The organism is Legionella sp. PC1000, from assembly GCF_014109805.1.
Lineage (GTDB): Bacteria > Pseudomonadota > Gammaproteobacteria > Legionellales > Legionellaceae > Legionella > Legionella resiliens.
Genome location: NZ_CP059400.1, coordinates 3192501 through 3217654, shown reverse-complemented (window position 1 = coordinate 3217654; position 25154 = coordinate 3192501). Strand labels below are relative to the sequence as shown.

Sequence of the window (25154 nt, the reverse complement as noted above, 5' to 3'; positions counted from 1 at the left end):
CCATCTATAGTTTTACGATTATTTGTATGTGAAGGAGAAATTATGGAATTTTCAAGCCGTTATGTAGCGCATGTTCCTGACGCTCAAGGGTTTGTGAATTATACTGCAGAAGAAAACAGAATATGGAACATTTTATTTGAAAGACAAATAAAATTAATACCCGGACGTGCTTGTGATGAATTCATATTAGGATTAAAAACCTTGGGTATTAAATCCGAAGGAATTCCGCAGATTCCACATCTAAATAAAAAACTTAAAGAAGCGACTGGTTGGCAAGTATCTGCGGTTGCTGCATTAATTTCTGCTCGAGAATTTTTTGAGTTATTGGCAACAAAACATTTTCCTGTAGCTACATTTATTCGTAACGAAGAGGAATTGGATTATGTAAAAGAGCCTGATATTTTTCATGAGGTATTTGGTCATTGTCCCATGTTGACAGATAAAGTGTATGCAGAATTTGTTTATGATTATGCTAGGAACGTGTTAACTTTCCCTGAGTCAGATTGGCCCTTATTACAACGTATGTTTTGGTTTACAGTTGAGTTTGGATTAATTAAAAGTGCACAAGGTCTGCGAGCTTATGGCGGGGGGATACTGTCTTCCATTAGTGAAACGGTATATAGTGTAGAAAGCGATATTCCGCTTAGAGTAATTTTTGAGCCAGTCGCGGCGTTTCGTATGCCTTACCGTATCGATATGTTGCAACCAGTTTATTTTGTAATCAGTGATTACCAGGTTTTGTACGATTTTGTTTTATCTGATATAGGTAAACTTTTAACTCGAACTCGGGAGCTTGGGGAATTTCCACCATTTTTTAAGGTGGATCCAAATAACCCTAATATCCATATTAGAGCGTGTTAATCTATATTTATTGTAATGAACAACTAGTCTTGTTAACATCGAGCAACCTAGTTTGTTCATTGGCTGTTTCAAGTCAAGGAGCATTATTTGATTAAAGTACTAATTGTTGATGACCATGCATTGGTTCGAATGGGGATTCGACGATTACTCGAAGATATGTCAGATGTAGAGGTAGTCGCTGATGCAGAAAGTGGTGAGCAAGCTTTAGCATTAGTAAAAAAATACTCCCCAGATGTAGTTCTTTTAGATATGAAAATGCCTGGAATCGATGGGTGGGAAGTAACGCGTCGCCTGAAAAAATCAAATCCGCATATTAAAGTAATCGCTGTAACTGCGATGTGTTCCGATGTGTTGCCTACCCGTGTTTTGCAATTAGGGGCTATGGGATATCTGACGAAAGAATCGGGTGCCGAAGAAATGGCTGCTGCAATCCGTAAAGTAGCGAAAGGAGAAAAGTACCTTAGTGCCGAAATCGCTCAGAAAGTAGCGATTAATAGTTTAGAGGAGGTACAAGGTTCGCCTTTTGATGTGTTATCTGAGCGTGAAATGCAAGTGATGTTGATGATTACCAGCGGCATGAATGTTCAGGAAATTAGTGATAGACTTTTCCTAAGCACAAAAACAATTAACGGTTATCGTTATCGAACATTTGAAAAATTAGGCATTAAAAATGATGTGGAGCTCACTTATCTGGCTCTAAAACACGGAATTATAGAAAATCCCATCGATCTGGCATCAGAGGATTAGAGGTCCTAGTGTATCCTGGACGCAGAGTCCTTCCTTAGTCACAAGTTAAAAATCTTGGGGAAAAGCCAGATTTGAGTGCAGGTTGGGTGAAAATGGTTCTCGAAAATGCTCACATAGTCATCTATGCTGCGCTTTTGGGGAACCATTTCACTTAAGATGTGACAAATGTGGCTTTTCGGTGCCATATTTGAGAGCAGACGCATAGATAAGTGATGCACTCAGGATACGATTTTATGTATCTAGAATTGTTGCTATTATTATTACATGAATATTTCTACTGAATTAGCGTTGTTCCTCACTAAGTTACCTAATGAACCTGGTGTTTACCGTATGCTGGATGAAACAGGTAATCTTCTTTACGTAGGTAAAGCATCCAATCTAAAAAAACGGGTTACGAGCTATTTTAATAAACAAAATACAGGCATTAAAACACGTTCTTTGGTGAGTCAAATTGCCTCCATAGAAATTTCCGTTACGCGGAGCGAAACAGAAGCTTTATTATTGGAAAGTAATCTGATTAAAACATTAAAACCCAAATACAATGTGTTATTACGAGATGACAAATCTTATCCTTACATTCATCTTTCCAATCATCCTGATTTCCCACGCATTGAAAGCTATCGCTCTAAGAAAAAACCTCTTTCAGGTAACTTTTTTGGCCCTTATCCCAGCAGTGCTGCAGTAAAAGAAACTATAGTAACTATTCAAAAAGTTTTTAAACTTCGTAATTGTCGAGACAGTTATTTTAATGCACGCTCAAGACCGTGTTTGCAGTATCAAATCAAGCGGTGTACAGCTCCTTGTGTCAACTATATAACTCCCGAGGATTACAAGCGTTCAGTAAATGATGCTATGCGTTTTTTGCAAGGAAAGTCCCGATTAATTCTTGATGAACTCGCCAAACGGATGGATAGAGTAGTAAGTGAATTGAATTTTGAAGAGGCAGCACTTTTGCGCGATCAAATTAAAAGTTTGCGCTTAGTGCAAGAGCAACAAGGTATTTTGCAATTACGTGGAGATGCAGACGCTATTGCGATTGAGGTTAGTCCAGGGTTTGCTTGTGTCCAGTGTGTGACAATTCGTGAAGGTCAAGTATTGGCAAGCCGTAGTTATTTTCCTTCTGTACCGCAAAAAAGTTTGGAAGATGAACTTAGCATGGATGATTTATGGCAACAAACCTTTGATGCATTTATTGGATTCTATTATTTGGATGCCCCGGAGAAAATCCCCGCTTTAATTATTACGAATCGTAACTTAATAGATCATCAGTCATTACAAGAAGCATTATCACAACAACGTGGCAAATTGTGTAAACTGCAAGTGAACCCTCGCGGTATAAAATCTCGCTGGATGGATTTTGCATTGAATAATTTGCGGGTCTCAGTAGCTGAATATGTGACGAAACATTCTACAATGAGATCTCGTTTCCATGAGTTAGAACAGTTTTTGGGACTGGAAAAACCGATTGAGCGAATGGAATGTTTTGACATCAGTCATACTCAAGGTGAAGCCGCTGTTGCATCGTGTGTTGTGTTTGATCATGAAGGCCCTTGTCCTAATGAGTATCGACGTTTTAACATAGAGGGTATTACCCCTGGAGATGATTATGCCGCAATGGAACAGGCACTTACTCGTCGCTTTAGGCGCTTGGTCGAAACCCAATCCTTACCCGATGTATTAATTATTGATGGAGGTAAAGGACAAGTAGCTGTAGCCCAGAAAGTATTGATGTCTTTAGGTATCTCTAAGGTGAGCTTGCTTGGTGTGGCTAAAGGGCCTTCTCGAAAAGCGGGATGGGAAAAGTTAATCTTAGTGCATGAAGAATATGAGTTGAGCTTACCCGATGACTCTAAAGCCCTACATCTGTTACAACATATTCGTAATGAAGCTCATCGCTTTGCCATTACTGCGCATCGTAAGAAAAGACAGAAAAAAAGATTGGAATCAACTCTTGAAGAGATTGAAGGAGTAGGAGCAAAGCGCAGGCAAGCATTACTTCATCGTTTTGGTGGAATACGTGAGCTTGCGAAAGCCCCAGTAGAAGAAATTGCCAAAGTATCAGGTATTAGTGAATATTTGGCAAAGCGCATTTTTCAATTTTTTCATGGTGAAAACGTATCGTCATAAGGAATCCAGACATTATGCTGGGGCAGGGAGTAAAACCCGGTAATACTGCTGCTTCATTCTGTGTGCAAAAAACCAGTCTCCGCCTTGCTGGACGTAGGGCTTCTTATTAGCAAACTAGAATATTATTTATAACCCTGGCAAAAATTCTAATATTCGTACTAAACTTAGTTTAGATATGCTCGAATAATAATTAAAATAAATTGATATTTAAGCACAAATCTTGCATGTAAAAATAAAAAGTAAGATGAGAGGGGGCATATGTATAAATTACTTTCAGCTGCATTGATGATGCTCATGGCTGCCATAGCGAATGCCGGTAATTTTTATGGCACAGGATTATGTGGTTACCCACAATACGATTGTATTAAAGTAGAGTCGGGGCAAAGTTGGGAGACTTTATTTCCGGATGAAAATCAACGAGATATCGTACAAAGAGTCAATCGAACTTATAACCCTTTATGGACTGGTAAGATTATTGCTGTTCCAAAAAATCTGGCCTATCTCACTGTTTTTGACGTAGCTCCTTTTCCATTAAAAATCCCAGAACATCAAAAACAAATTATAGTGGATCAAGATAAGCTGGCTTTTGCCGCTTATGATGCTGCGGGTAATTTGGTGAGATGGGGGCCAATTTCATCAGGAAGAGATCGATGTTCTGATTCCAATCGTTCTTGCCGCACTTTGACGGGAATTTATCGAGTTTTTAGTAAAGAAAATGAGAAGTGTGTCTCTGATGTATTCCCTATTGGTAAAGGGGGCGCAAAGATGCCTTTCTGCATGTTTTTTCATAAAGGGTTCGCTTTACATGGTTCTGACGACATTCCAGGGGTCAGAGCAAGTCATGGATGCGTACGGATGTTTATCCAAGATGCTAAATGGTTAAATTTGAGCTTTGTTGAATTATCCAGTGAACGAAATAATTTCATGGGTACAACAGTAATTGTACGTCCAATAAATGACAGTGAGTGAGAATATGATGAATACAATAAAAAAAATCACTTCAATTTCATTGATGGTTTGTTTAGGGCTAATATCTGCACATCTTGAAGCAGCTAAACCAAAAAAGAATGATCCTAAGGATGTGCAAACTAAAGCGGAAAAGGCAGAAAAGGAAGAAGCCCGATTTCCTATAGGATGCAAGCCTGTGGGATATAAGGAAAGTTTAAAGGTTTTGTCTCTTTTCCCAGGTAAAGAAGGTGCTTTGCAATCTTTATATTTCTTCTTTAATAAATCGCCGCAAACTGTAAGTTTGTATCAAATGCGTGATGAAGATAGCCAATATACAACTCGATACAATCATACAATAGGGGGGCGGCAATGGGCCGCATTAGCTACAGGAGAACCATTAGTCAAGTTCATTTGCACCTTGGGCGATGGTAAAACCTCCTATGGAAAAATCATTGATTGTGCTGATACGATTAAAGTATGTGAATATGTCAATGTAAAGTTTGGTTTAAATAATAAAGGCAATTTATGGATAGTAGATGGCACTACAAGAAATGGAGCCGTCAATGAAGTAGTGCATTATGGCATAATACCCGGGGCATAAGACTGAACGTATAATAATAATTCGGGTTAAATTGGCATGCAAAGAGGGAGAATTTTCATGAAATCGCTAGTACCTTGGGTATGTTTATTTGTTGCATCAGCTGGGCAAAACGTTTTTGCTGATGATTTCAGTGCTTATCGATTAGGGAATTATAATAAAGCGATAGAACCTTTAATGAGTCAGTCGGGTAAAAATGCAGTTGCTGATTATTACTTAGGGCGAATTTATCTTTATGGATATGGCCAACTCAAAAATAGTTTGTTAGCGATACGCTATTTTACTCAATCGGCACAAAAAGGATACCTCCCCGCCATTCAGCTTATGGCCAAATACACCCTATTGCATGATAAAGATCCGCAACAAGCCTTTACATGGTTTAAAAAGGCGGCAGATGCAGGTGATGTAGATGCCCAAATGTTTACAGCAGCGGCTTATATGTATGGAGTTGGGGTTAAGAAGAATATGGATGCGGCAACTCGTTATTACATAAATGCGGCAAAAAATGGTAACTCCATAGCACAATTTACCTTAGCAAAAAACTTTATCGAAAGCCGTAATGCATCCAATCGAAAGTTGGGTCTCATTTGGTTAAATAAAGCAGTTGCCAATAACAATCCTCAAGCAATAACCAGATTAGGGGAACTTTATCTAGAAGGAAAGATGTTAGATAAAGATGAAAATAAAGGGGAGCAGTTATTAAACCAAGCTGCGGCTCAAGGTTTCGCACCTGCAATGGTTGCTTTAGGAGAATTGGCTTTAGAGCAAAACCAAAAAGAACAAGCATTGCAGTGGTTTAATAAAGCGGGCAATCAACAGAATAATGAAGCCTATTTGGATCTGGCTCATATTTATTTACAGCAAAAAAGTCCAGTTTACGATCCAAAAACTGCATACATGTGGACTTTGAAAGCAGCTCAGAATGGATTGCCGCAAGCCAAACGTGAATTAGCTGAAATGTATCAAAAAGGAATAGGTGTTGAAGTGGCTCCCGACTTGGCAAAGCAATGGCTAAATCAGGCGATGCAAGATGAAAGTGCTAAAAATCAGGAGGCCGCTTTAGCACAGGCTGCACTGTGGTTAAGTAATGGTACGACTGATAAATTAGAACAAACAGATTTTCAAATGAAAGGGATATTGAGTGCTTGGCATAACCCCATGGTATTAGGCGATTTTGCTTACAACCAGGGGCCTCAACTGAAAAAGATGATGCGCCAGTCTGTTTTTCATCCACAGTTTGAATTAGTTCAGCCTAATGATGTTCCTATAACCAGTTATTATGATGCTCTCTTAAGTAAGACTCCTGGTTTCCAGGCGAATCAATGGACCTATCCTCATTATCCTTTAGATCATCAGTTATCAGTCTTAGAGAGAATAAACACGCCTATATATACGCGAATTAATTTGCCTACACCTTATATCGATGCCAACTTTTATGATTATGATGATAATTCCCAAGCCCATGTTATGGATTTGTGGACTCAGGATTGGCAAGCACAACTTAACTATATGTCTGTATTTAATCATTTATACTTTAGAGCAATATTAGGTGATGCCCAATCACAATTTCAAATAGGACAAATGTTTCAGTACGGTATTGGTGTGGGACAAAGTGATTCTTCGGCCATTATTTTTTATCAAAATGCAGCACAACAGCAGCATCTGGGCGCAGAATACAATTTGGCTATTTTATATTTGCAGCATGCCAAAGATAAAAAGGATTATCAGTTGGCGCTCAATGATTTAACTGATGCTGCATTTAAAGGAAATAAAAGATCCCAATACGTTCTGGCTAGAATTCTTTCACAGGGGATAACTGGCCCAGACGGCACAGTATACATTCAGCCCAATCAAGAGCAAGCAACGTCTATGTTGTACCTGGCTGCGGCCAATAATTATGGCCCTGCAGAATATGAGCTAGCGGATAGCTTGGCGCGCCAAAATGACAGTGGTTTAAGTGTGGATGTTAGAAAACAAAAAATAGCCATGATTCGCCAATTGTATCAGGGAGCAGCAGATCGAGGTGTTTCCCAAGCATTACTACCACTCGCGTATTATAATGCTATGGATCAAGACAAACAAAGACAGGCACAAGCGTTTCTGATTGCCAAAGATGAAGCAGCGACTGGTAATGAACATGCCGCACTATTGATGGGATTACTCTATGATCGGGGCATTGGTGTCAAAGCTGACCCAGGACAAGCAATTACCTGGTACCAGCAAGCAGGGCAAAATGCGGTAAGTAATTTTATTTTGGGAACTTATGCTTCTGAAGGGAAGGGAATAGCTCAAGACAAGACAAAAGGGATGGAGCAATTGCAGCAATCCGTGGACGATCAATTCTCTTATGCAGATTTTAATATAGCGGTATTACAAAAAGAAACTGGACAAGACTTTTTACCTAATTTAATACGTTCATATAAATTAGGAAACAGCCATGCTGGGATTGTTTTAGCAGATTATTATTTGGCAGAAAATTCTGATCCGGAAAAAATGCAAGAAGCCAAACAAATTTATACTGGCTTGGCTGAAAAAGGGGATCAGTATGCACAACTGAAACTGGCTTATATGCTGGAAAACGGTTTAGGTTCTGAACCTGATCTCGCAGGTGCACAACGTTGGTATACTGCTTCTGCAGAACAGGGAAATCCTCTCGCACAGTATCAATTGGGTCAGTTTTATCAGCTGGGTGAGAATGCTGAGCCTGATTATAATTTGGCGAAGCAATGGTATGAAAAGGCAGCTGCAACCCTACCTGAAGCCTCCGTTGCATTAGGGTTTATTGATGAAACAGTCAATGACAATTACGTTCAGGCATTAAAGGCTTATGAACAAGCTGCTATGAAAGGGGATGCTTTAGGGATATATGATTTGGCGTTAATGTACTTATACGGTAAAGGAACCCCTGTCAATTATCAAAAAGCTAGAGATTTATTTGTTGAAGCAGCAACTCATCAAGTTCATGAGGCAATGAATCAATTAGGAGCTCTTTATTTCAATGGATTGGGTCAACCTCGCGATACACAGCAAGCTTTATCCTGGTATAAAAAGGCGGCAGAATTAGGTAATGCCAATGCCCTTTATCAATTAGGATTATTGTCGGAAACGGGTTTTATCACCAAACTTGATTTTAATAACGCGCTCAATTATTACCAGCAATCTGCAGATAAAGGTAATGAGAAAGCGATGTTGGCCCTAGCACGAATGTATCATTATGGCTTAGGTGTGGAGAAAAACCCCAAAATGGCGGCAGGCTTTTATGAAAAACTGGCCGCACGCCAAAATGCGTATGCACAATATCAGTTAGGTACTTATTATCTTGAAGGTACTGTGGGTGAGCGTTCTCTTTCCAAAGGCAAGGAATTATTGCAGCAAGCCAGTGATAATGGTAGTCTCCAGGCTCGTAAAGCCCTGCAAAGAATGGAAGCACAAACTCAAGCTCGTGTCAGTTTTATTGAGCCTATTTTGATAAATAAAGTACCTGTTATTGCGGGACAGACTGCTGACTTTATGTATCTTCAAGCATTAAATGAGTGGAATCAGGGAGATGAAATTTTATCACGTATGATTTTACAACGTTTAGTAACTCAATATCCTAACTTTATCCCAGCAAAACGAGCTTTTGATCAATTGAACCAGATACAAAAAGGGAGTATTTTTGGTTAATTGATCCATTCCTTATAGGCTAAGCCCGAGTGAAGCAAATGTGTAACCCGGGAAAGCCTAACCGTATCGTTTGTCCTCATTGCATTAACTTCATTAGATTAATTTATTGAATCTAAATTAAATTTTTATTTAGATTTATTCCTTGGGATAAAATCTTGCATCTTTTATAATTTTTACTCAAAATATCTTTTGCCTTATCTAGTTTTATAACGGAATGTCTAATGTAAATAACAGGGGTGTTGAAATGGAATATTCAGTATCTTTTTGTGTATTTGATCATACTATAGGCGGGAATCCTTTTTGGCATGGTTCCTTTTATCTATCGAAACTGGATAAAAGCAAGAAGATGCTTGAAGTCGTTGAGACTTGGGGCTTCTATGGTGTTACTAGTACTGGAGATAAAAACAGTCGTTTCGAACAATTTAAAAGAAAAAATCATTTGGATGTCGATTTGCAAGGTAATCACGGTATGTTGGTCCATGAAGAAATTCGTTTCATGGATCTTGGATATGGTTTACATGGATATACTTTTGAGCTCACTCAGCAGCAATTTGAAGAACTGCAAAGGAGATGTGCAAAAGAAAAGGCAGATCAAGAGGCTGCTATAAAGGAAATAGTAGGGGATGGTCAAAATTTTAAAGTTGATCCGCAAAGGGAGGGAAGAATTTATAAAGAAGAGGCCTATTCCAGACAAATTTTTGAGATTGAGCAAATTAAGGCCAAAATTGAAGGGCGTCCATCTCGATTGAAACCTTTTGATTTTCATTTATCATTGGGTTACAGGCAGGTGAGCTTCTTAGGGTTTGACTTTTGGGTTCCTGTACCCAGTCTTGAAAATTCAAATACCTGTAAAACCAGGGCGGTTGCTCTGTTAGAGGGTATCCTCACTGAAAAGCAGCTTGCACCGTTCAAAAACTCCTCTTTCCCGCGATTTATTTCTGGTTTGGAGCCTATCTTATTACATAGCGAAGGAACATTACGTCCGCATACTAAATCATCAGGTCGACAGGTGTTCTCTCGAAACTGGGGAGATAAAGATGTAAAATTATATTGGAGTGTCCCGCCACAACGTTTTGATAAATTATCAGAAGAGTCAGCAGATTTAGTTAATATAGATACTGAGTATCGCAATGAGGTGAAAGATATTGTCAGGAAGTTACAATGTCTGGAATGGGCAATAAGAAATGCATCTTTCTCTAAGAAATTCAAAGAAGAAGAAGCTTATTTAACTAAATATAAAGATGATTTAGCTGATGTGATCGTGAAGTGCTATAGGGCGTTTGCCATCATTGAGCCTAAAAAAGATACTAAAATATCAGGTTGGCAAGGCTTTGCTCTTTCTTTATTTTCTGTACCCCGAAGTAAGGAAGAGAAAAAATTACAAGATAAAATTCATCACGCTAAAATGCTTTTTAATTCTATTTATTGGGCAATAGTGGATGAATGGAAAATCGATAAGGATTATCCTTCTGAGATTTCTGCCCCTGAAGATGCGGAAGATTATAACGATCTTGAGGCGGTAGCTTCTTATTTATCAAAAAACGATAAGAAAAATGTATGTCAGATAATAGGAAGAAATTATATAGAAAATGAAAAAATGCAAGCGACTTCGCGGATATTTTCCCCAACCTAACGCCTTGAATGGGCGAGAATAATAATAGTGGTCTGGGTTCGATGTAACAAAAAGTGCCTCCCCAGACTACGACTTTTAAAATCAATAACTTAATGCCAATAAAATTTCTTGTGTATCAATTCATTTGGTATCATAATAAAATAATAATGTTGTATTTTTTTTGGGACAAATTTACATGGGTAATCCTCTAGACCTTTTCCCAACAGGTTTTCTAACTATCCCATTTGATCAATATCCAGGTGCTAAGGATCCCCAACTTTCGAGCACAGAACTTGAATGGTTGATTACTCAGCTTAATCATTTCATAAATGAAACTCCGTATGCAACTTTAGCAGAAAGTAATTTGGGTTACTGGTTAACGTACGCGCTCCAATGTGCGTTGAATCTATATGATGAGAAAGCAGCACAGCAGATTTGTGCACTTTTATATAATTTATACAATGATGAAAATGCAGAGCCTTTAGTTTCAATCCTTTCTCAGACTCTCGGGGGAGTTTTTGAGGGTCAAACTGTAGCTTATGCTTGGATGGATAACCTCTTTACTGCTACTTTCGATTCCAGAAATAATTCAGTGGTTGTGGCAATTAACTATATTTTCAGTCAGCTGTTAGAGAAAACAGGTGATGAACTTTCTTCCGTTATTGCAAAAAATGTAGAGAAGGGCAGTGAAAAAGGAAAAAATGCAATTCTTGTACTTGCGCGCGCATTGGCAAATGCTACTTCAATGTCTGATAATCAGCCAACAGCGGAATTAATTGCTGAGCTTCTAAGAAGTTTTGTTAAGAAGTCCCCTGGAATTATAAGTGCTGCTTTAACTGAGGAAGTTATTTATGGTTCTTTTAAAGATAAAAGCAGTATCTATGTATTAATGGGTGGATTAAAGAATGCAGTAGAGGATAATCCTAAAGTAGTGCAAATTCTTAGTCGTATTCTGATTGATGTCAATAAGATGTGCCCTGATCACCTGGTTAATTCTTTATGCAAAATTCATAAAGTCGGTCCTTATAAAGGTAAGCATACGCTGCACATTATTCTTACTTCACTAGTTTCTGCTGCATATATTGATCAAAATTCAGAGGCTATAGGTACTTTGATTGATGCAGTACATGAGATTTGGAGGAGCAACTTAGATGGCAAAGTTACTTCGGCATTAACACAAACGATTCATAGTGGTGAGCATGTTGATTTAAATGGTATCATGATGATAGTGCGTGCATTGACTGTTGCCATCGATCATCAACTTCAAATAGCACCAATTATCGACTTTTTAAATGATTTTATAAAAAATGATCCCGAAGATTTAGGTTCTGCATTTACTCACCAGGCTCCAAAAAGTACTATAGGTGATTATACGCTTTCGCCTTTACGGGTATTGATAAACACATTGAGTAATAATAAAAATTCATTTCTGAAAACGAAGCTTCAGAATACCATTTGTAAATTGGCTTCTTCTAAATCAGCGGTAGAAATGTCTTTTTCTTTAGATGGCGAACCAAAATCATTTTTTGTAGAAAAAATAGTAAAGGCGCACTCCCTGACTCAAGCAGATGTTCATCGACTCTTTGGAACTGCAAGCCAAAAGCCAAGTTCTGCCCCCTTTGATTCCAGTTTTTTTTTGACAAAAAATAACCTGGGTGAAAAACAATTTTTTTTTCAATCCTGCTATATGGATAAAGCAAGAGCGGTAAAAAAAGAAGAGGCAGATAAGAAAGAAGCTGCTTGCTGCAGCTTTTAAATTCGTGTTCTTCACTTTGATATTTCTTTTTAAAATTTCTTAATATCCAATAACGTGTTGGTGTCTTTAAAGAATAATCATTGATTATATTTTGGTCATAAGTTAAAATGCCCGGCCAATATGGGATCTTTTTGTAATTGATGTGGTGGTCATTATGCCAAATCCTTTTTTTGTTTTTTTAAAGAAAAAACATACCGTTAAAAAATTTACTTCATATCAAAATACAGAACAAACTAATGAGCTTCAATTGCTTGTTGCATCAGGCAATAAAGCACAATATAGAAAAAGAGAGCAAGAGCTTAATGAAGAAGGTTATAAATTTAGATTGACCAAAGGAGTTGTTTATGAAATTAGGGATGAAGGCGAAAAAATAAATGTTCGCGTTGCTGTCCAGGTTAAAGGATTCAGCTTAACTTGGTACTTTTGGGCTCCAGATGGAATGGATCAATATCCTCAAGATTTTAGAGATAAATTATATAATGCTGCAGCGAAGGCTCATAAGGAAGTTGAGGATGGATGCGATTTATATCTCAGAGGCAGTGACGACCTCCATGGTAAGTTAATGCATCATCTACCATTAGAGTTTGGACATAATCACAATCATTACCGATTAAAGAATAATAAAGCATATACACCTAAAGATTTTAATCAACACATGGTTGCTCTCGCCAAAACTGAAATTTATCAAGAATTTTTTGAAGAGGGTGAAATTGACGAGATCTGTAAAAAATTCGAACAGTTTTATTTGGGATGGGTTGCAAAAGAGGGAGCGAAACCTTCACTGGAAGAGGAATACTTCAGCTCTCCATCACAAAAACTAGAATTAGAAGATGTGATTGAGTTGGAGTTATTTGCCCACCAACAGGAACCTTGTCGAATTAATATGACAGAACTCAAAGTAGATTATCAAGCAGCGAGAAAGGAAATAGAGCGGATTGTGAGAGAAGGCCTGACAACGGAAAGCCTAAGTGCATTATTAGAGAAAGTGGATAATGAGTATAATGAATTCGTAGCGTTCAGAAGTACGGGTGGGAGCAGAGGACTTACTCCTGAAATAACTGATCCCAGTAAAATTAAAGGAACACGATATCTCGCTAAAACGCCGGGTATGGGCAGGGATGATAAACTTAAAAAGGAACTACCTGACGTTCCAAAGTGGGCGCACAGTGTTCAATCTGCTATAGATAAAGCAAGAGCATTTATGCTTGAGGATGCGAGAAAAAGATTAGCTGGCACTTTACCGATTAGTGGGAGCATTGGTGAAGGACTTGAAAAAGTGAGCCCTAAGGAACCTGAAAAAGCAACTCCTAAAGCTAAGGAACCTGAAAGAGATAAGCAGGAAGTGGTGGAAGTACTGGGCACGCATGGAAACTCTTTTGATCCGAAAGTAAAAGCGTCGGAAGTGGTATTGAGTATACATGCCAGCACTACTTTCCTTGGTCAATTGCAAAAGGAAAACGAAAGTACGCAGCAGAAGGGGAGAACGGATGTACAGTCAATATTTACAATTTAAGTACACGACGCTAATTACATTGAGGAAATAGGAATGTGTAAGCTTTTTCAGGAAAAAAAGAGAAATGCTCAGCGAGTCATTGATGGTTTTACTGACGCTAAAACAAAAGTAGATACTTTTTGTAATACGCTGAATATGTTGCAAGATAAGCTCTATGCGGCAAATACAAAAGAAGAGTTCGACGGTGTTGTTCAATTGACAATCAACGAAGAAAAAAATGTTCATCGCTTTTTATTGGAGCTTACAAATGGAACAGATGAAGAGACTATATCAAAAGTGAAGGCGTACATGGTTGACCTCCCTAATTTCAAAAATGCAATGACCTTGTTGAATTATACAGAGATCGCAACAAAAAATATTATAGACAAAAAAGAACGATTAAGTCTGCAGGAAGCATTATCCAATCTAACCATAAAACAACAAACTGAATTATTGGTTTTTATTAACAAACTAAAAGAACTTAAGCCTATTGCAGAATTACTTATAAATCAACAAAAGCTTTTTAAAGAGCGCCTGCATGAAGCTCCCTCACTAGATGTTGTTGATGAAATAGAGGATGAAGTCCAAAATAGAAATCGCTTGCTTAAGGGCGCTTTAGAGCGATTATTACCTTATCCAGAAGACGATATGGTAAGTGGAGAGATTATTAAGATCCTCAAAAGAAACAGACATTTTCTCACTATATTGGAGTCATTTGATTTCCATGAATCACTGATGGAAGAGATATTAAATGCAAGAGCTACAATAATAGCAATGAATGAGTCCTTTTCTTTAGGATGTTAACCTGCAGCCACAGCTATTCACCCCTTTTTTAATCATAACCCGGGCAAAGTAAATCCAGGTTATGTCTAAGTGTTCCGTCGCTATCAGGGAGTGGTGTGTTGAGCGCATCGTGCGGATAAAATTTTCTAATCAATGTCACATGTTGATGTATGTTGCGCTTGTTTAGAAAAATTTTGCTCACAAAGGCTGCACGCAAATCCGACCGCTCGAGTAACCTTTAACTGAGAACTGAGCTATTACGTGTCTTGGGTGTGCTCAAAAGCTACGGTTTTTTTAGTATAAGGGTAATATCAGTATGTAAAGAAATTCGAACTGGCACTGCCAGTTCGAATTTTATGAAGTGAATTGAAAGATTAAGCGGTCATTGCCTTAACACGAGCTACCAGGCGGCTTTTAATACGAGAAGCTTTATTCTTATGAATCAAACCTTTTCCAGCAGCCTTATCAATAATTGGTTGTGCTTTGGTGTAGGCAGCATGAGCGGCTTCTTTATCACCTGATTCAACAGCTTTAATTACATTTTTGATGTAAGTGCGGAACATAGAACGTGCACTGGCGTTGTGTTGACGTAGTTTTACGTTTTGGCGAGCACGTTTGATCGCTGATTTAATATTTGCCACTTAAAAATCTCCACTCATTCAGACGGTACAAAAGATGATGATCATGCACAATGAGTTAGAATTTGTCAATAGACTTCTTTGTTTCTAAAGTATAAATTGATTCTCTCAATTGCGGTATGTATTATTTATGCTCAAATGACATGAGGGAATAGGATATCTACCTGGTTCAGGTTATTTCAATGCAAAGGCGGATATGCTGTTATTTAAGATTATGACAGCCGATTCATTTAGTATATTATAAAGTATTTTTACTTTGTGCATAAAAATTATGTCAACAACCGATTCAGAGATTATGGTACCTAAACGGCAGAGCTTATTGCGTTCAACGACACTGGTTTCAGTAATGACCTTTATTTCACGTATTGTAGGTTTTTTGCGCGATATGGTTCTTGCTAATTTTTTTGGTGCCCAAGCCGGTATGGACGCTTTTTTTGTAGCATTCCGCATTCCTAATTTTATGCGTCGTCTTTTTGCAGAAGGAGCTTTTGCTCAAGCTTTTGTACCTGTCCTGGCTGAATATCAAAAAACACGCTCTCCAAACGATGTACGTGTTTTTATTGCACGTATTGCGGGATATTTAGGTTCTATTCTCAGTGTTGTCACGTTAATCGGGATGTTTGCTGCACCTGTGATCATCTTTTTATTTGCCCCAGGTTTTAGTCATGACAGTAGTCGTGCTGTATTGGCAACAGAAATGCTGCGCATTACCTTTCCTTTTTTAATGCTGGTTTCGTTGACTGCTATGGCTGGGGCTGTATTAAATACCTATGGCTATTTTGCAATCCCCGCGTTTACACCGGTATTACTGAACATCAGTATGATTCTTGCAGCGATCTATTTATGCCCTCATTTACCACGACCTGTAGTAGGTTTAGCTTGGGGGGTTCTTATTGCTGGTATTGCGCAGTTGCTTTTTCAAATTCCGTTTTTGTATCAAAGGAATTTATTGGTAAAACCCCAGTTGGTAAGAAATGATGCTGGAGTGAATAAAGTGCTTAAGCTCATGATTCCGGCTTTATTTGGCGTTTCTATTGCCCAACTTAATTTAATGGTTGACAGTATTTTTGCTTCCTTTTTAAAAATTGGCAGTGTTTCTTGGTTGTATTACACAGACCGCCTTACAGATTTCCCATTAGGAGTTTTTGGGGTAGCGATTGCAACGGTAATTCTTCCGCATTTATCGCGAAGACATGCCGAACAAAGCATAAGCCAATACTCAAGCGCGTTGGATTGGGGATTGCGTTCTATTTTACTTATAGGAATTCCTGCGGGTCTGGGGCTGTGTTTGTTTGCTATGCCTTTAATTGCCAGTTGCTTTGCTTATGGCAAGTTTACTGTCTACGATGTGCTTCAGACACAAAAAAGCCTGATTACTCTTGGTGCAGGCGTACCTGCTTTTATGATGGTCAAAGTATTGGCTTCTGGTTTTTATGCACGACAAGATATCAGTACTCCAGTTAAGGTGGGGGCGATTTCTATGGTGATTAATACGTTGTTGTGTTTTCTTTTTGTTTGGCATTTTGCTCATGCAGGTTTGACTTTAGCTTCAGCATTGGCAGGCTATGTCAATTGCGGAACTTTATTATTTTTACTCATTAAGCGAGGGGTATTCAAACCCTCACCGGGATGGGTAAAATACAGTATACAATTACTCTTTGCTAACGTGGCAATTAGTATTTATTTAATTCTCATGAATGGTACAGTAAGTTATTGGCTCAGTTTCCCCCCAGGTACGCGTTTAGGCTTATTATCCGTTCACGTATTAGTTGCCGTAATCATTTATTTATTAGTCCTGGGATTAGCCGGGCTTAGACCTGCTCATTTTCGTGGCCAAGTGAAGGAATAAAAATATGCAAGCAAAATTATTTTATGAAACCCAGAGCGACAGAGCTATTCCTCTTTATTTGATTTCACAAAGCCAATGGGAAGAAGGACTAAGCATACTTGCTCCAGCAGAGCAAAATTGTCTTGCCTTGCACCAATTTAAAGGAAAAGTCGGTGATTCTTGTTTTATTCAAAACTCAGATGGATTAATGGATAAAGCGTATATTGGTACAGGTGATGGGAATCAGGTTCAAGCTTTAGCTAATGCAGCGCTATTACTTCCTCCTAATATTTATCAGGTGCAAGGTACTTGTACTCAGGAAGCAGCAATGAGCTGGGCTTTGGCGCAATACCGTTTTGATGCATATAAAAAAACCGATCTGCAACCCCGGCTTTTAATGATTCATCCAGATAATTTAAATCCCCTTTTGGCATTAACCCAAGCTCATTTTCTGGTGAGGGATTTAATCAACAAACCAACAAGCGATTTAGGTCCCAAAGAATTAGCTGAGGTAGTAGAACAATTAGCTAAAACACATAAAGCACAATTCAGGCAATGGGTTGGCGATGAATTGTTAAAAGATAATTTTCCAGCAATTCATGCAGTGGGGCGTGCTGCCAAATCAGAGCCTCGTTTGTTGTCATTAACTTGGGGTGATGAGAAAAATCCTCATGTTACCTTGGTAGGAAAAGGAGTTTGTTTTGATAGCGGAGGTCTGGATATTAAATCGGCATCGGGTATGCGTTTAATGAAAAAAGATATGGGTGGCGCAGCACATGTAATAGGTCTTGCGCAATGGATAATGACTCGCAATTTACCCATTCGTCTACAAATACTTATTCCCGCAGTTGAAAATTCTATAGGGCCTGATGCATTTAGACCTGGCGATGTCATCACAATGCGTAATGGTTTAACGGTGGAAGTGCATAATACAGATGCAGAAGGACGTTTGGTTTTGGCTGATGCTTTGGTAAAGGCATGCGAAGAGCTGCCTGAATTACTCATTGATTTTGCGACGTTAACAGGAGCTGCTCGAGTTTCAGTGGGTACCGAAATTGCTGCTCTGTTTACTAATAATGATCAATTGGCTGCAGAAGTAACGGCAGCATCCCATAAAGCAGCTGATCCGGTCTGGCGTTTGCCTTTATTTGCTCCTTATGAGGAATTGCTTCGCTCAAGTGTTGCTGATTTAACTAATTCCAGTGATCATCCTTTTGCAGGAGCAATTGTTGCAGGTTTGTTTCTTCAACGTTTCATAACAAAATCCATCCCATGGATGCATTTTGACATTATGGCATGGAATTTAGGCAGTAAGGCAGGAAAGCCTGAGGGGGGAGAAGCGATGGGGTTACATACTGTTGCAGAATATTTACTAAAGGCTTATGGGTAATAAAATATCGAGTTTAAAAGGAGATTTTTGATGTTAGTAACATTTCATACAGATGCTTATGAAGATATTACTTATTTTGCAGATATAGCCAAACGTCTGCTTTCTTTAATGGGGCATAGCGGTACCATTCCTGGGGCGATTAAATCCGAGCATCTTCCTGAAGCATTAGAAAGGTTACAGGCTGCTCTTAAAAAAGAAACAAAAATTGTTGAGGATGATGAAGACAATGAACAGGAAATCAGTTTGGCAAAACGAGCTGTTCCTTTAATTAGCTTGCTCCAAGCAGCAATAAAAAAAGATAAAGATATTCTTTGGGACTAATGTATTGCTTATTGTTTTTGTAGCCTGGGTGTAGCACACCGAAACCCGGGTTCCGCTGCGCTGCACCCAGGCTACTACGTTTTTTCCTGTTGAGATTTTATGGGAATCTCTCATGCTACACAGGCCGCATGTATTTTGTAGACTGTTTAATCAATCTGATGTGTATGCAACTCGCAACCTTTTGCTCTATAGTCTCTATAATGCGCGCGACTTTGTTCTTTGTCCGCTTCTACATTGATTACGATTTCCATAATACGCTTAAATTTAGGGTAAAAATCCGGAACGTGACTCGCAAGATTCAATAAAATATCATTAAATCCTCTGGGCTCGTACTCATAACCAATTTGTATTGGCGGAGGGGGTATGGGGCCTTCGCCTTGGAGGTTATGTGGAATAAAGCTGTCTTCTTTAAAAGTCCATAACAGCTCATCTAAAAGTTCCGCATCCTGTTTATCCTTGCATAAGACATAAACTTTATGGCCTTTAGTATAAGCTTTTTCCAAAAGACGGCAGGCGACCAGCCAACGTGCATCATTCTGGTCGCTCGCTAATAAATAAAAATCAACACGAATTGGCGGCATGGCGTATTATTTGAGTGAGTAAAGGAACTGGCCTACCTGTGGCATTACGATTTTTACCAAAAACCCAGGCTGTACCTGCAATGTCTAAATGTGCCCAACGATATTTTTCTGTAAAGCGAGATAGGAAACACGCTGCAGTAACACTGCTTGCCGTACGATCAAAGCCTGCATTGATCATATCTGCTAAAGGGCTATCAAGAGCATCTTGGTATTCATCATCTAAAGGCATACGCCATACTCTGTCATTGCTTTCTTTAGCTGCGTTCTCAATCAGTTGTGCTAACTCTTCATCCTGGGTCATGAAACCGGACGCTACTGTCCCTAAGGCGACAATAACTCCACCAGTAAGTGTTGCAACATCGATGACAAATTGGGGCTGATACCGTTCTGCATAAGTGAGTGCATCAGCTAAGACCAGGCGGCCCTCGGCATCGGTATTAATAATTTCGACAGTTTGTCCTGACATGCTGGTGACAATATCTCCCGACTTAACTGAGGTGCCACTTACCATATTCTCAGCACTGGCGATTAAACCTATAACATTGATGGGAAGCTTTAATAAAGCACAGGCTTTTAAGGCGCCTAATACACTGGCAGCACCCGACATATCGTATTTCATTTCATCCATCGCATTTGCTGGTTTGATGGATAATCCACCCGAATCAAAAGTAATTCCTTTGCCCACCAAAATTATTGGGGGTAAATCACCAGCTCCTTTGTAATGGATGTCTATGAGCCTTGGTGGCTGAGCTGAGCCTTGGGCAACTGCTAGTAAAGTCTCCATACCCATTTTGCGCATTTCATCAGGGCCCATAACCTTGCAATTCATGTGTTGGGTGAATTGTTTGGCTAGCTGTAATGCTTGTTCGCCCAAATAGGTAGGGGTACAGATATTGGCTGGCATATTTGCCAGATGGCGCGTCAATTCAACACCTGCTGCAATTGCCTGGCCTGATTTTAATCCTTCTTCACTGGCATTGGGCAAATAAAAAGTTATAGTTTCTAGTTGATGGGGTTTTGCTTTTTTCTTTTTAAAATCGAGTAATTGATAACATTGATTATCTATTTGGATAACCATTTGCTCCAATTGCCAATCTGCAGAATATTGAGTGAGTAATGGCAAACATACAGTTGCAGTTCGGATGCGGTGCTTAATTAATGCTCCTGTAATCTCACCTAGCCTTTTTTTTAGTTGAGGAGGAGTAAATTTTGTTTGTTCGCCGCATTGAATGATGAATATACTACCATGCACATCATGATGCCATTGTGTATCGCCAGTATCAGAGGTTTTCTTAATAAGCCTACTGATTAGGCCGTGATGCTCTTTATCAAGAGTCAAAGCAAAATCGGTTAACTCAGCATCAGAAAATACCCCAAGAACCAGACATTCACTAGTTGATAAAGTAGGTTTGTGCGTTAATCCGTAATTCATTTTAATGGTTCCTACACTTGGATGGCCTTTGGGAAAGCATAACCCACGGATTTTCCTTAGTTCTAATTCCAGGCTGCTTTTGACTGTAGTTTACCCAAATTAAGCTTGATTTTAAACAGGCATTTTACAGTCTATTAATGGACTTTTAGGTACAATGATTTGGACATTGATGCCTTTAATTGTTGGACTATTTTGTGCTTTGTTAAGGTAATCAATTAATGGAACATCAACTACTTTGCCGTATTCTGACGAAGCTTCGCGAAAATACAATTGACCATTATTTCTAATTGCAAAGCCTAAATGTGAAATATTTAACGCAGTGCCAATTTTTTGACTTAAATCCCAGTTTGGTCTAACGATTTCAATAATTGCTCCATGAGGAATTTGTGCGAATAAATACATATTTGGTTTATTTTCGGAAAATAACGCAGTAAAAGGAAGATAAGGAACTTTTTCTGAAGCGACTTCTAATTTTGCCCCTTTTCTTTTTAATTCGGCCAATCGGTTCCGTTCTTTCGCATTATCTGCATTTTCTAGTCTAATTGTTTCTACAGTTTTAAAGGCATACCAATTGGGCTTATTAATGATTGCATCAGCAATTTTGGCTACTGGTTGATTATTTTGGTCTTTAATGGTGAGCGTAATGTCTTTCAGTATTCCACTGTGCTGATTATTTTGATTCCAATCCAAGCCAGTAAAATGATTTCGATATAGGTAAGAGACGGTTCCGTTTTTATAGCGTATGTTATCGATACATTGTTGAAATGATGAAAGGGAGTTTGCCACAGCTAAAGACAAAACAGTGTCAACATACGTCTCACAGTCGAATGCATCAACACGATATTTGGGAAATTGATCGTATTGTGCTGATGAACCTTCTCCAAGAGAGCCAAGAAGGTAAGGCACTCCTAAAAATTGGCTGCTAATCCAATCTATTCTGTCGGGCATAGAACTATTCGGCATGCTGCTCAGTCTATGGTATAGTTCTTCTATTGAGGAATTAGCCTGTTTTTCAGTACTATTCGAATCAAAAGCATTACTCTGAAAAGAAATGAGAAGACAGGTTATAAAAACCAGATGTTTTAAGGGAGTAAGAGTGTACTTCATCAGTTTTTTCTATCTAAAGCCAAAAAAGAATTTCATTTTAACCTGTTCTAGAGTATGGAGGCAAGAATGCTCAATTTAATTTGGCTGGGGATGATACTGATTTCTGTAATAGTTGGGGTGATTGAGGGGCGTATTGATGAGGTTGCACGCGCCGTCACTGAATCCGCCAAACTTGGCTTTGAAATCGCCCTTGGTTTAGCAGGAATCATGACTTTATGGCTGGGAATAATGTCTATTGCAAATGAATCAGGTTTGGTTAACTTGCTGGGAAAAATTCTTAAGCCGATCTTAAGACGGCTATTCCCTGATATTCCTACCGAACATCCTGCAATGGGGGCTATAACCATGAATCTTGCCGCGAATATGCTAGGGCTGGCTAATGCAGCAACCCCGTTTGGTCTACAAGCGATGAAAGAACTGCAAGCACTGAATCAACATGCAAAAATTGCAACGAATTCAATGTGTACTTTCCTGGCAATTAATACTTCAAGTGTGCAGATAATTCCTGCTACTGCTATTGCATATTTGGCAGCAAATGGCAGTACCAACCCAAGCAGTGTTATAGTCAGTTCCATGATCGCAACAATCATTTCTACTCTGGTTGCCATTATTTCTGTAAAACATTTAGAAAAATTACCGATGTTTCGTGTTGGAAGGAAAGACAGCTTATGATCGGATTCGCCAACCAATTGTCCAATTGGATGCTTATAGTTTTTATCGTAGGGATTCCTTTATATGGAGCAATTAAAAAAATTAATGTGTTTGATGCATTTATTGTTGGTGCGAAACAAGGTTTTGATACAATTTTGAGTATCGTCCCTTATTTAATTGCAATGATCGTTGCTATAGGCATGCTGCGTGCCTCTGGCTTTTTTAGTCTCATAGCAAATCTCCTTGCTCCGCTTCTAGCCATGATTGGCATGCCTCCAGAAGTATTACCATTGGCTTTAATCCGACCTTTTTCAGGAAGTGCCTCAACAGGAATGATGGCAGAATTGATTCATCAATATGGTGGAGATTCACTCATTTCCAAAATTGCAGCAACTATGATGGGAAGTACAGAAACTACATTTTATGTCATTGCTGTGTATTTTGGTTCTATAGGAATTCGACGTACACGACATGCTATTCCAGCAGGATTGCTCGCAGATCTTGCCGGAATTATTGCTTCTGTAATTGTTTGTCGTTATTTATTCGGGTGATGTTCGTTACAAAATAATAATTGTTTATGATGCCAATGGTAAAGATAAGACAATTTAACAAGAAAGGTATCTAATGAAAAAACAATTACAATTAATGACACTAGTTCCTATTATTTTATATGGGACAAGTTCATACGCCTATAGCATAAGAAACACTTACCCAGCGGAACTCGTATGTGTACAGATGAAAAAACCTCATGCTACATACACTATTCCAGCCAATGTATCTTCAGATAATTTTGATGATGTCCCTTTCTTAACAATAAAAGCAAGTGGCAGTTACAAATGTAAAACCGGAGATGGGTTATACACTTCTGTTTGTTCCGTATCAGACATTCAAGAAGCAGCAACTTTCAATACTGATGATGGTTCTGCAAGTTGTTCGACTCCTGTCAAAATACATTAGGGGCTAGAATGAGTTATATATAGATTATCCAACTTTTATCTTCTTCTTGCCCTTGTCTTTACCGGCAAAACTTGTTTTTTCAAGTGATTTTAAACGTGCAAATACATTGCGTACTTTTGCTTTAAATTGAGCCATTTCGCGCGCAGGGACAGGAGATGCTGTAGGCAAATAGGTCGTTGTTGGATTTCTTGGTTGATTATGAACATGCAATTCATAATGACAATGAGGACCTGTTGCAAGACCTGTCTGACCTACATAGCCAATCACTTGACCTCGTTTTATTCTACTGCCTTTTGATAGACCTTTTGCAAATCGAAGCATGTGTCCATAGAGGGTACTGTAAGTTTTATCATGTTTGATTTCAATCATATTACCGTAGCCATTATGCCTTCCAATATTGGCAATAGTTCCATCACCAACTGATTGGATCGGAGTACCAATGGGCGCCGCAAGATCGATGCCTTTATGAGCTCTTTTATAATGTAATATTGGATGATATCTGGAATTTGAAAAGGTTGAACTGATATGGCTAAATTTAATGGGATAGCGTGAAAAAGCCTTTTTAAAGCTTTCTCCTTTAGGAGTATAGTAGTCACGAGCACCATTTCTACTAATATGACGTATCGCTTGGGCTGTCTTACCCTGATTGGTATAGCTCACAGCAACAACATCACCAATACCTACCATTTTGTCTTCCACATACAACGTATCATAAGCGATAGAGAATCGATCGCCACTGCGAACGGAACGGGAAAAATCAATTTCTTTACGTAAAATCATGGTCATTTGTTGAATTAATTTTCTGGGGATCCCTAAATGTTGGGCCGTAGTGAATAAAGAACCCTTGACCACACCAGTGATATAACGCTCTTGAGTTTTTACTTTTTTAGAGTCAATTTTAGTTTTATAAACTGCCCCATCCCTATAAACTGTGAGTGTTTGTATGGTGTTTATTGGAATAACTAATTTTTCCAACTTATTTTTATTAATTAAAAACTTCAGTTCCTGGCTTGGTTTTATTGCAGTAAGGGCTTTTGCATAAGGATTTTTTTGCATGACCAAATGTAGATTTTGTGCCGTTAAGCCAAGACGCTTAAATATAATAGCCATAGAGTCGCCTGATCTGGGTCTAATGGTTTGCCACTCATTGTCCTTGACGATTTTTTTGACGGGTTTTACTGTGCTAACAACATTCTCTACAACTGTTTTAGCTGTCTCTTGAATAAGCTCTGATGGAGATTCTTCAGCAACTTGTCCTTCTTCATTTGGATACGTGTCTTCTTGATATGCTTCATCTTGATATTCTTCGGATTCATCCTCCTCCAGATCAGGCAGAGCAATGGATTGAGTTGATAGACCCTTCTGAGGATCATGCGAAAATTTTTTTACAAGGAAATAGGGAAGCGAAAAGGCAATAATTAAGGCAAAACCCATTAATACCTTAGATGGCTTAGATTTTTTATTTTTATTCGTTTTTCTTTTTTCGATATATATATAAGGTTTCTTATCCATCGTTTGCCTATACATTGCCATCCAGAATCATGCTATTTTCTGCATTTATTAAATTTCGGCTGACAAATTATCTTAAATCACCTTTTAGGTATGGCAGGAAATTGCCAACCGGGCTAAGATACTCGGTGTGAGAAGATAGGTCAATCA

General features: G+C 38.6%; 21 protein-coding genes. 16 read left to right on the top strand and 5 right to left on the bottom strand.

From position 1 onward, the window contains the following. Positions 1-42: 42 nt before the first annotated feature. From phhA to FOLKNPGA_RS14010, 10 genes are all read left to right on the top strand, one after another. Positions 43-861: a phenylalanine 4-monooxygenase gene (phhA, locus tag FOLKNPGA_RS14055; protein WP_182350483.1), complete on the top strand. Its 819-nt coding sequence runs from the start codon at positions 43-45 to the stop codon at positions 859-861. Positions 862-948: 87 nt separating this feature from the next. Further along, entirely contained in the window at positions 949-1608 is a 660-nt protein-coding gene (gene letA / locus FOLKNPGA_RS14050; protein ID WP_182350482.1) for a two-component system response regulator LetA, read from the top strand. Positions 1609-1872: 264 nt separating this feature from the next. Further along, entirely contained in the window at positions 1873-3735 is a 1863-nt protein-coding gene (gene uvrC, locus FOLKNPGA_RS14045; protein ID WP_182350481.1) for an excinuclease ABC subunit UvrC, read from the top strand. A 258-nt stretch (positions 3736-3993) separates the two neighbouring features. Next, positions 3994-4704 (top strand): L,D-transpeptidase, encoded by a 711-nt coding sequence (locus FOLKNPGA_RS14040; RefSeq protein WP_182350480.1) that lies wholly within the window; start codon positions 3994-3996, stop codon positions 4702-4704. A gap of 7 nt (positions 4705-4711) precedes the next feature. Further along, positions 4712-5284, top strand: coding sequence for an endopeptidase IV (locus FOLKNPGA_RS14035; RefSeq protein ID WP_182352875.1), 573 nt, complete (start codon positions 4712-4714; stop codon positions 5282-5284). A 57-nt stretch (positions 5285-5341) separates the two neighbouring features. Continuing rightward, the gene (locus FOLKNPGA_RS14030) at positions 5342-8947 is read left to right on the top strand and encodes a tetratricopeptide repeat protein (protein ID WP_182350479.1); all 3606 of its coding nucleotides are present in this window, start codon (positions 5342-5344) and stop codon (positions 8945-8947) included. 244 nt (positions 8948-9191) lie between these two features. Then, positions 9192-10580: a hypothetical protein gene (locus FOLKNPGA_RS14025; RefSeq protein ID WP_182350478.1), complete on the top strand. Its 1389-nt coding sequence runs from the start codon at positions 9192-9194 to the stop codon at positions 10578-10580. A gap of 175 nt (positions 10581-10755) precedes the next feature. Beyond that, entirely contained in the window at positions 10756-12315 is a 1560-nt protein-coding gene (locus FOLKNPGA_RS14020; RefSeq protein WP_182350477.1) for a hypothetical protein, read from the top strand. 154 nt (positions 12316-12469) lie between these two features. Further along, positions 12470-13828 (top strand): hypothetical protein, encoded by a 1359-nt coding sequence (locus FOLKNPGA_RS14015; RefSeq protein WP_182350476.1) that lies wholly within the window; start codon positions 12470-12472, stop codon positions 13826-13828. 33 nt (positions 13829-13861) lie between these two features. Continuing rightward, complete coding sequence (locus FOLKNPGA_RS14010; RefSeq protein ID WP_182350475.1) at positions 13862-14611, top strand: hypothetical protein; 750 nt, start codon at positions 13862-13864, stop codon at positions 14609-14611. A 353-nt stretch (positions 14612-14964) separates the two neighbouring features. Here the strand turns inward: FOLKNPGA_RS14010 and rpsT are convergent, their stop codons facing one another. After that, the gene (rpsT, locus tag FOLKNPGA_RS14005) at positions 14965-15231 is read right to left on the bottom strand and encodes a 30S ribosomal protein S20 (protein ID WP_058521317.1); all 267 of its coding nucleotides are present in this window, start codon (positions 15229-15231) and stop codon (positions 14965-14967) included. Between the two features lie 268 nt (positions 15232-15499). Here rpsT and murJ point away from each other — a divergent pair, with 268 nt between their 5' ends. The 3 genes from murJ to FOLKNPGA_RS13990 are packed head-to-tail and all read left to right on the top strand — an operon-like array spanning position 15500 to position 18767. Further along, entirely contained in the window at positions 15500-17077 is a 1578-nt protein-coding gene (gene murJ / locus FOLKNPGA_RS14000) for a murein biosynthesis integral membrane protein MurJ (protein ID WP_182350474.1), read from the top strand. A 4-nt stretch (positions 17078-17081) separates the two neighbouring features. Beyond that, positions 17082-18446: a M17 family metallopeptidase gene (locus FOLKNPGA_RS13995; RefSeq protein WP_182350473.1), complete on the top strand. Its 1365-nt coding sequence runs from the start codon at positions 17082-17084 to the stop codon at positions 18444-18446. A gap of 30 nt (positions 18447-18476) precedes the next feature. After that, complete coding sequence (locus FOLKNPGA_RS13990; RefSeq protein ID WP_182350472.1) at positions 18477-18767, top strand: DUF1840 domain-containing protein; 291 nt, start codon at positions 18477-18479, stop codon at positions 18765-18767. A 146-nt stretch (positions 18768-18913) separates the two neighbouring features. On the opposite strand, the gene FOLKNPGA_RS13985 is transcribed toward FOLKNPGA_RS13990, so the two are convergent. From FOLKNPGA_RS13985 to FOLKNPGA_RS13975, 3 genes are all read right to left on the bottom strand, one after another. Next, a complete protein-coding gene (locus FOLKNPGA_RS13985; RefSeq protein WP_182350471.1) occupies positions 18914-19348 on the bottom strand; it encodes a DNA polymerase III subunit chi in 435 nt (144 codons plus the stop codon). Further along, entirely contained in the window at positions 19329-20780 is a 1452-nt protein-coding gene (locus FOLKNPGA_RS13980) for a leucyl aminopeptidase (RefSeq protein WP_182350470.1), read from the bottom strand. The genes FOLKNPGA_RS13985 and FOLKNPGA_RS13980 overlap by 20 nt, the downstream gene beginning before the upstream one ends. Before the next feature lie 111 nt (positions 20781-20891). Beyond that, positions 20892-21887 carry an N-acetylmuramoyl-L-alanine amidase-like domain-containing protein gene (locus tag FOLKNPGA_RS13975; RefSeq protein ID WP_182350469.1) on the bottom strand — a complete coding sequence of 332 codons (996 nt, stop codon included), beginning with the start codon at positions 21885-21887 and terminating at the stop codon, positions 20892-20894. Between the two features lie 66 nt (positions 21888-21953). On the opposite strand from FOLKNPGA_RS13975, the gene FOLKNPGA_RS13970 reads away from it, so the two are divergent. From FOLKNPGA_RS13970 to FOLKNPGA_RS13960, 3 genes are all read left to right on the top strand, one after another. Continuing rightward, positions 21954-22559 (top strand): nucleoside recognition domain-containing protein, encoded by a 606-nt coding sequence (locus FOLKNPGA_RS13970; RefSeq protein WP_182350468.1) that lies wholly within the window; start codon positions 21954-21956, stop codon positions 22557-22559. After that, a complete protein-coding gene (locus tag FOLKNPGA_RS13965; RefSeq protein WP_182350467.1) occupies positions 22556-23089 on the top strand; it encodes a spore maturation protein in 534 nt (177 codons plus the stop codon). The genes FOLKNPGA_RS13970 and FOLKNPGA_RS13965 overlap by 4 nt, the downstream gene beginning before the upstream one ends. 73 nt (positions 23090-23162) lie before the next feature. Beyond that, positions 23163-23495: a hypothetical protein gene (locus FOLKNPGA_RS13960; protein WP_182350466.1), complete on the top strand. Its 333-nt coding sequence runs from the start codon at positions 23163-23165 to the stop codon at positions 23493-23495. Between the two features lie 24 nt (positions 23496-23519). Here the strand turns inward: FOLKNPGA_RS13960 and FOLKNPGA_RS13955 are convergent, their stop codons facing one another. Beyond that, positions 23520-25007, bottom strand: a complete 1488-nt coding sequence (locus FOLKNPGA_RS13955) for a peptidoglycan DD-metalloendopeptidase family protein (RefSeq protein WP_182352874.1) — start codon at positions 25005-25007, stop codon at positions 23520-23522. Positions 25008-25154 lie beyond the last annotated feature (147 nt).

What these genes read in the sequence shown, in the direction of transcription:
- murJ (WP_182350474.1), top strand. Translation starts at nt 15,500, where the DNA reads ATGTCAACAACCGATTCAGAGATTATGGTACCTAAACGGCAGAGCTTA.
- FOLKNPGA_RS13990 (WP_182350472.1), top strand. Translation starts at nt 18,477, where the DNA reads ATGTTAGTAACATTTCATACAGATGCTTATGAAGATATTACTTATTTT.
- FOLKNPGA_RS13965 (WP_182350467.1), top strand. Translation starts at nt 22,556, where the DNA reads ATGATCGGATTCGCCAACCAATTGTCCAATTGGATGCTTATAGTTTTT.
- FOLKNPGA_RS14025 (WP_182350478.1), top strand. Translation starts at nt 9,192, where the DNA reads ATGGAATATTCAGTATCTTTTTGTGTATTTGATCATACTATAGGCGGG.
- FOLKNPGA_RS14020 (WP_182350477.1), top strand. Translation starts at nt 10,756, where the DNA reads ATGGGTAATCCTCTAGACCTTTTCCCAACAGGTTTTCTAACTATCCCA.
- FOLKNPGA_RS13960 (WP_182350466.1), top strand. Translation starts at nt 23,163, where the DNA reads ATGAAAAAACAATTACAATTAATGACACTAGTTCCTATTATTTTATAT.
- FOLKNPGA_RS13985 (WP_182350471.1), bottom strand. Translation starts at nt 19,348, where the DNA reads ATGCCGCCAATTCGTGTTGATTTTTATTTATTAGCGAGCGACCAGAAT.
- FOLKNPGA_RS14040 (WP_182350480.1), top strand. Translation starts at nt 3,994, where the DNA reads ATGTATAAATTACTTTCAGCTGCATTGATGATGCTCATGGCTGCCATA.
- FOLKNPGA_RS14010 (WP_182350475.1), top strand. Translation starts at nt 13,862, where the DNA reads ATGTGTAAGCTTTTTCAGGAAAAAAAGAGAAATGCTCAGCGAGTCATT.
- FOLKNPGA_RS14015 (WP_182350476.1), top strand. Translation starts at nt 12,470, where the DNA reads ATGCCAAATCCTTTTTTTGTTTTTTTAAAGAAAAAACATACCGTTAAA.
- FOLKNPGA_RS13995 (WP_182350473.1), top strand. Translation starts at nt 17,082, where the DNA reads ATGCAAGCAAAATTATTTTATGAAACCCAGAGCGACAGAGCTATTCCT.
- FOLKNPGA_RS13955 (WP_182352874.1), bottom strand. Translation starts at nt 25,007, where the DNA reads ATGGATAAGAAACCTTATATATATATCGAAAAAAGAAAAACGAATAAA.
- FOLKNPGA_RS13975 (WP_182350469.1), bottom strand. Translation starts at nt 21,887, where the DNA reads ATGAAGTACACTCTTACTCCCTTAAAACATCTGGTTTTTATAACCTGT.
- phhA (WP_182350483.1), top strand. Translation starts at nt 43, where the DNA reads ATGGAATTTTCAAGCCGTTATGTAGCGCATGTTCCTGACGCTCAAGGG.
- FOLKNPGA_RS13970 (WP_182350468.1), top strand. Translation starts at nt 21,954, where the DNA reads ATGCTCAATTTAATTTGGCTGGGGATGATACTGATTTCTGTAATAGTT.
- FOLKNPGA_RS14035 (WP_182352875.1), top strand. Translation starts at nt 4,712, where the DNA reads ATGAATACAATAAAAAAAATCACTTCAATTTCATTGATGGTTTGTTTA.
- FOLKNPGA_RS13980 (WP_182350470.1), bottom strand. Translation starts at nt 20,780, where the DNA reads ATGAATTACGGATTAACGCACAAACCTACTTTATCAACTAGTGAATGT.
- FOLKNPGA_RS14030 (WP_182350479.1), top strand. Translation starts at nt 5,342, where the DNA reads ATGAAATCGCTAGTACCTTGGGTATGTTTATTTGTTGCATCAGCTGGG.
- uvrC (WP_182350481.1), top strand. Translation starts at nt 1,873, where the DNA reads ATGAATATTTCTACTGAATTAGCGTTGTTCCTCACTAAGTTACCTAAT.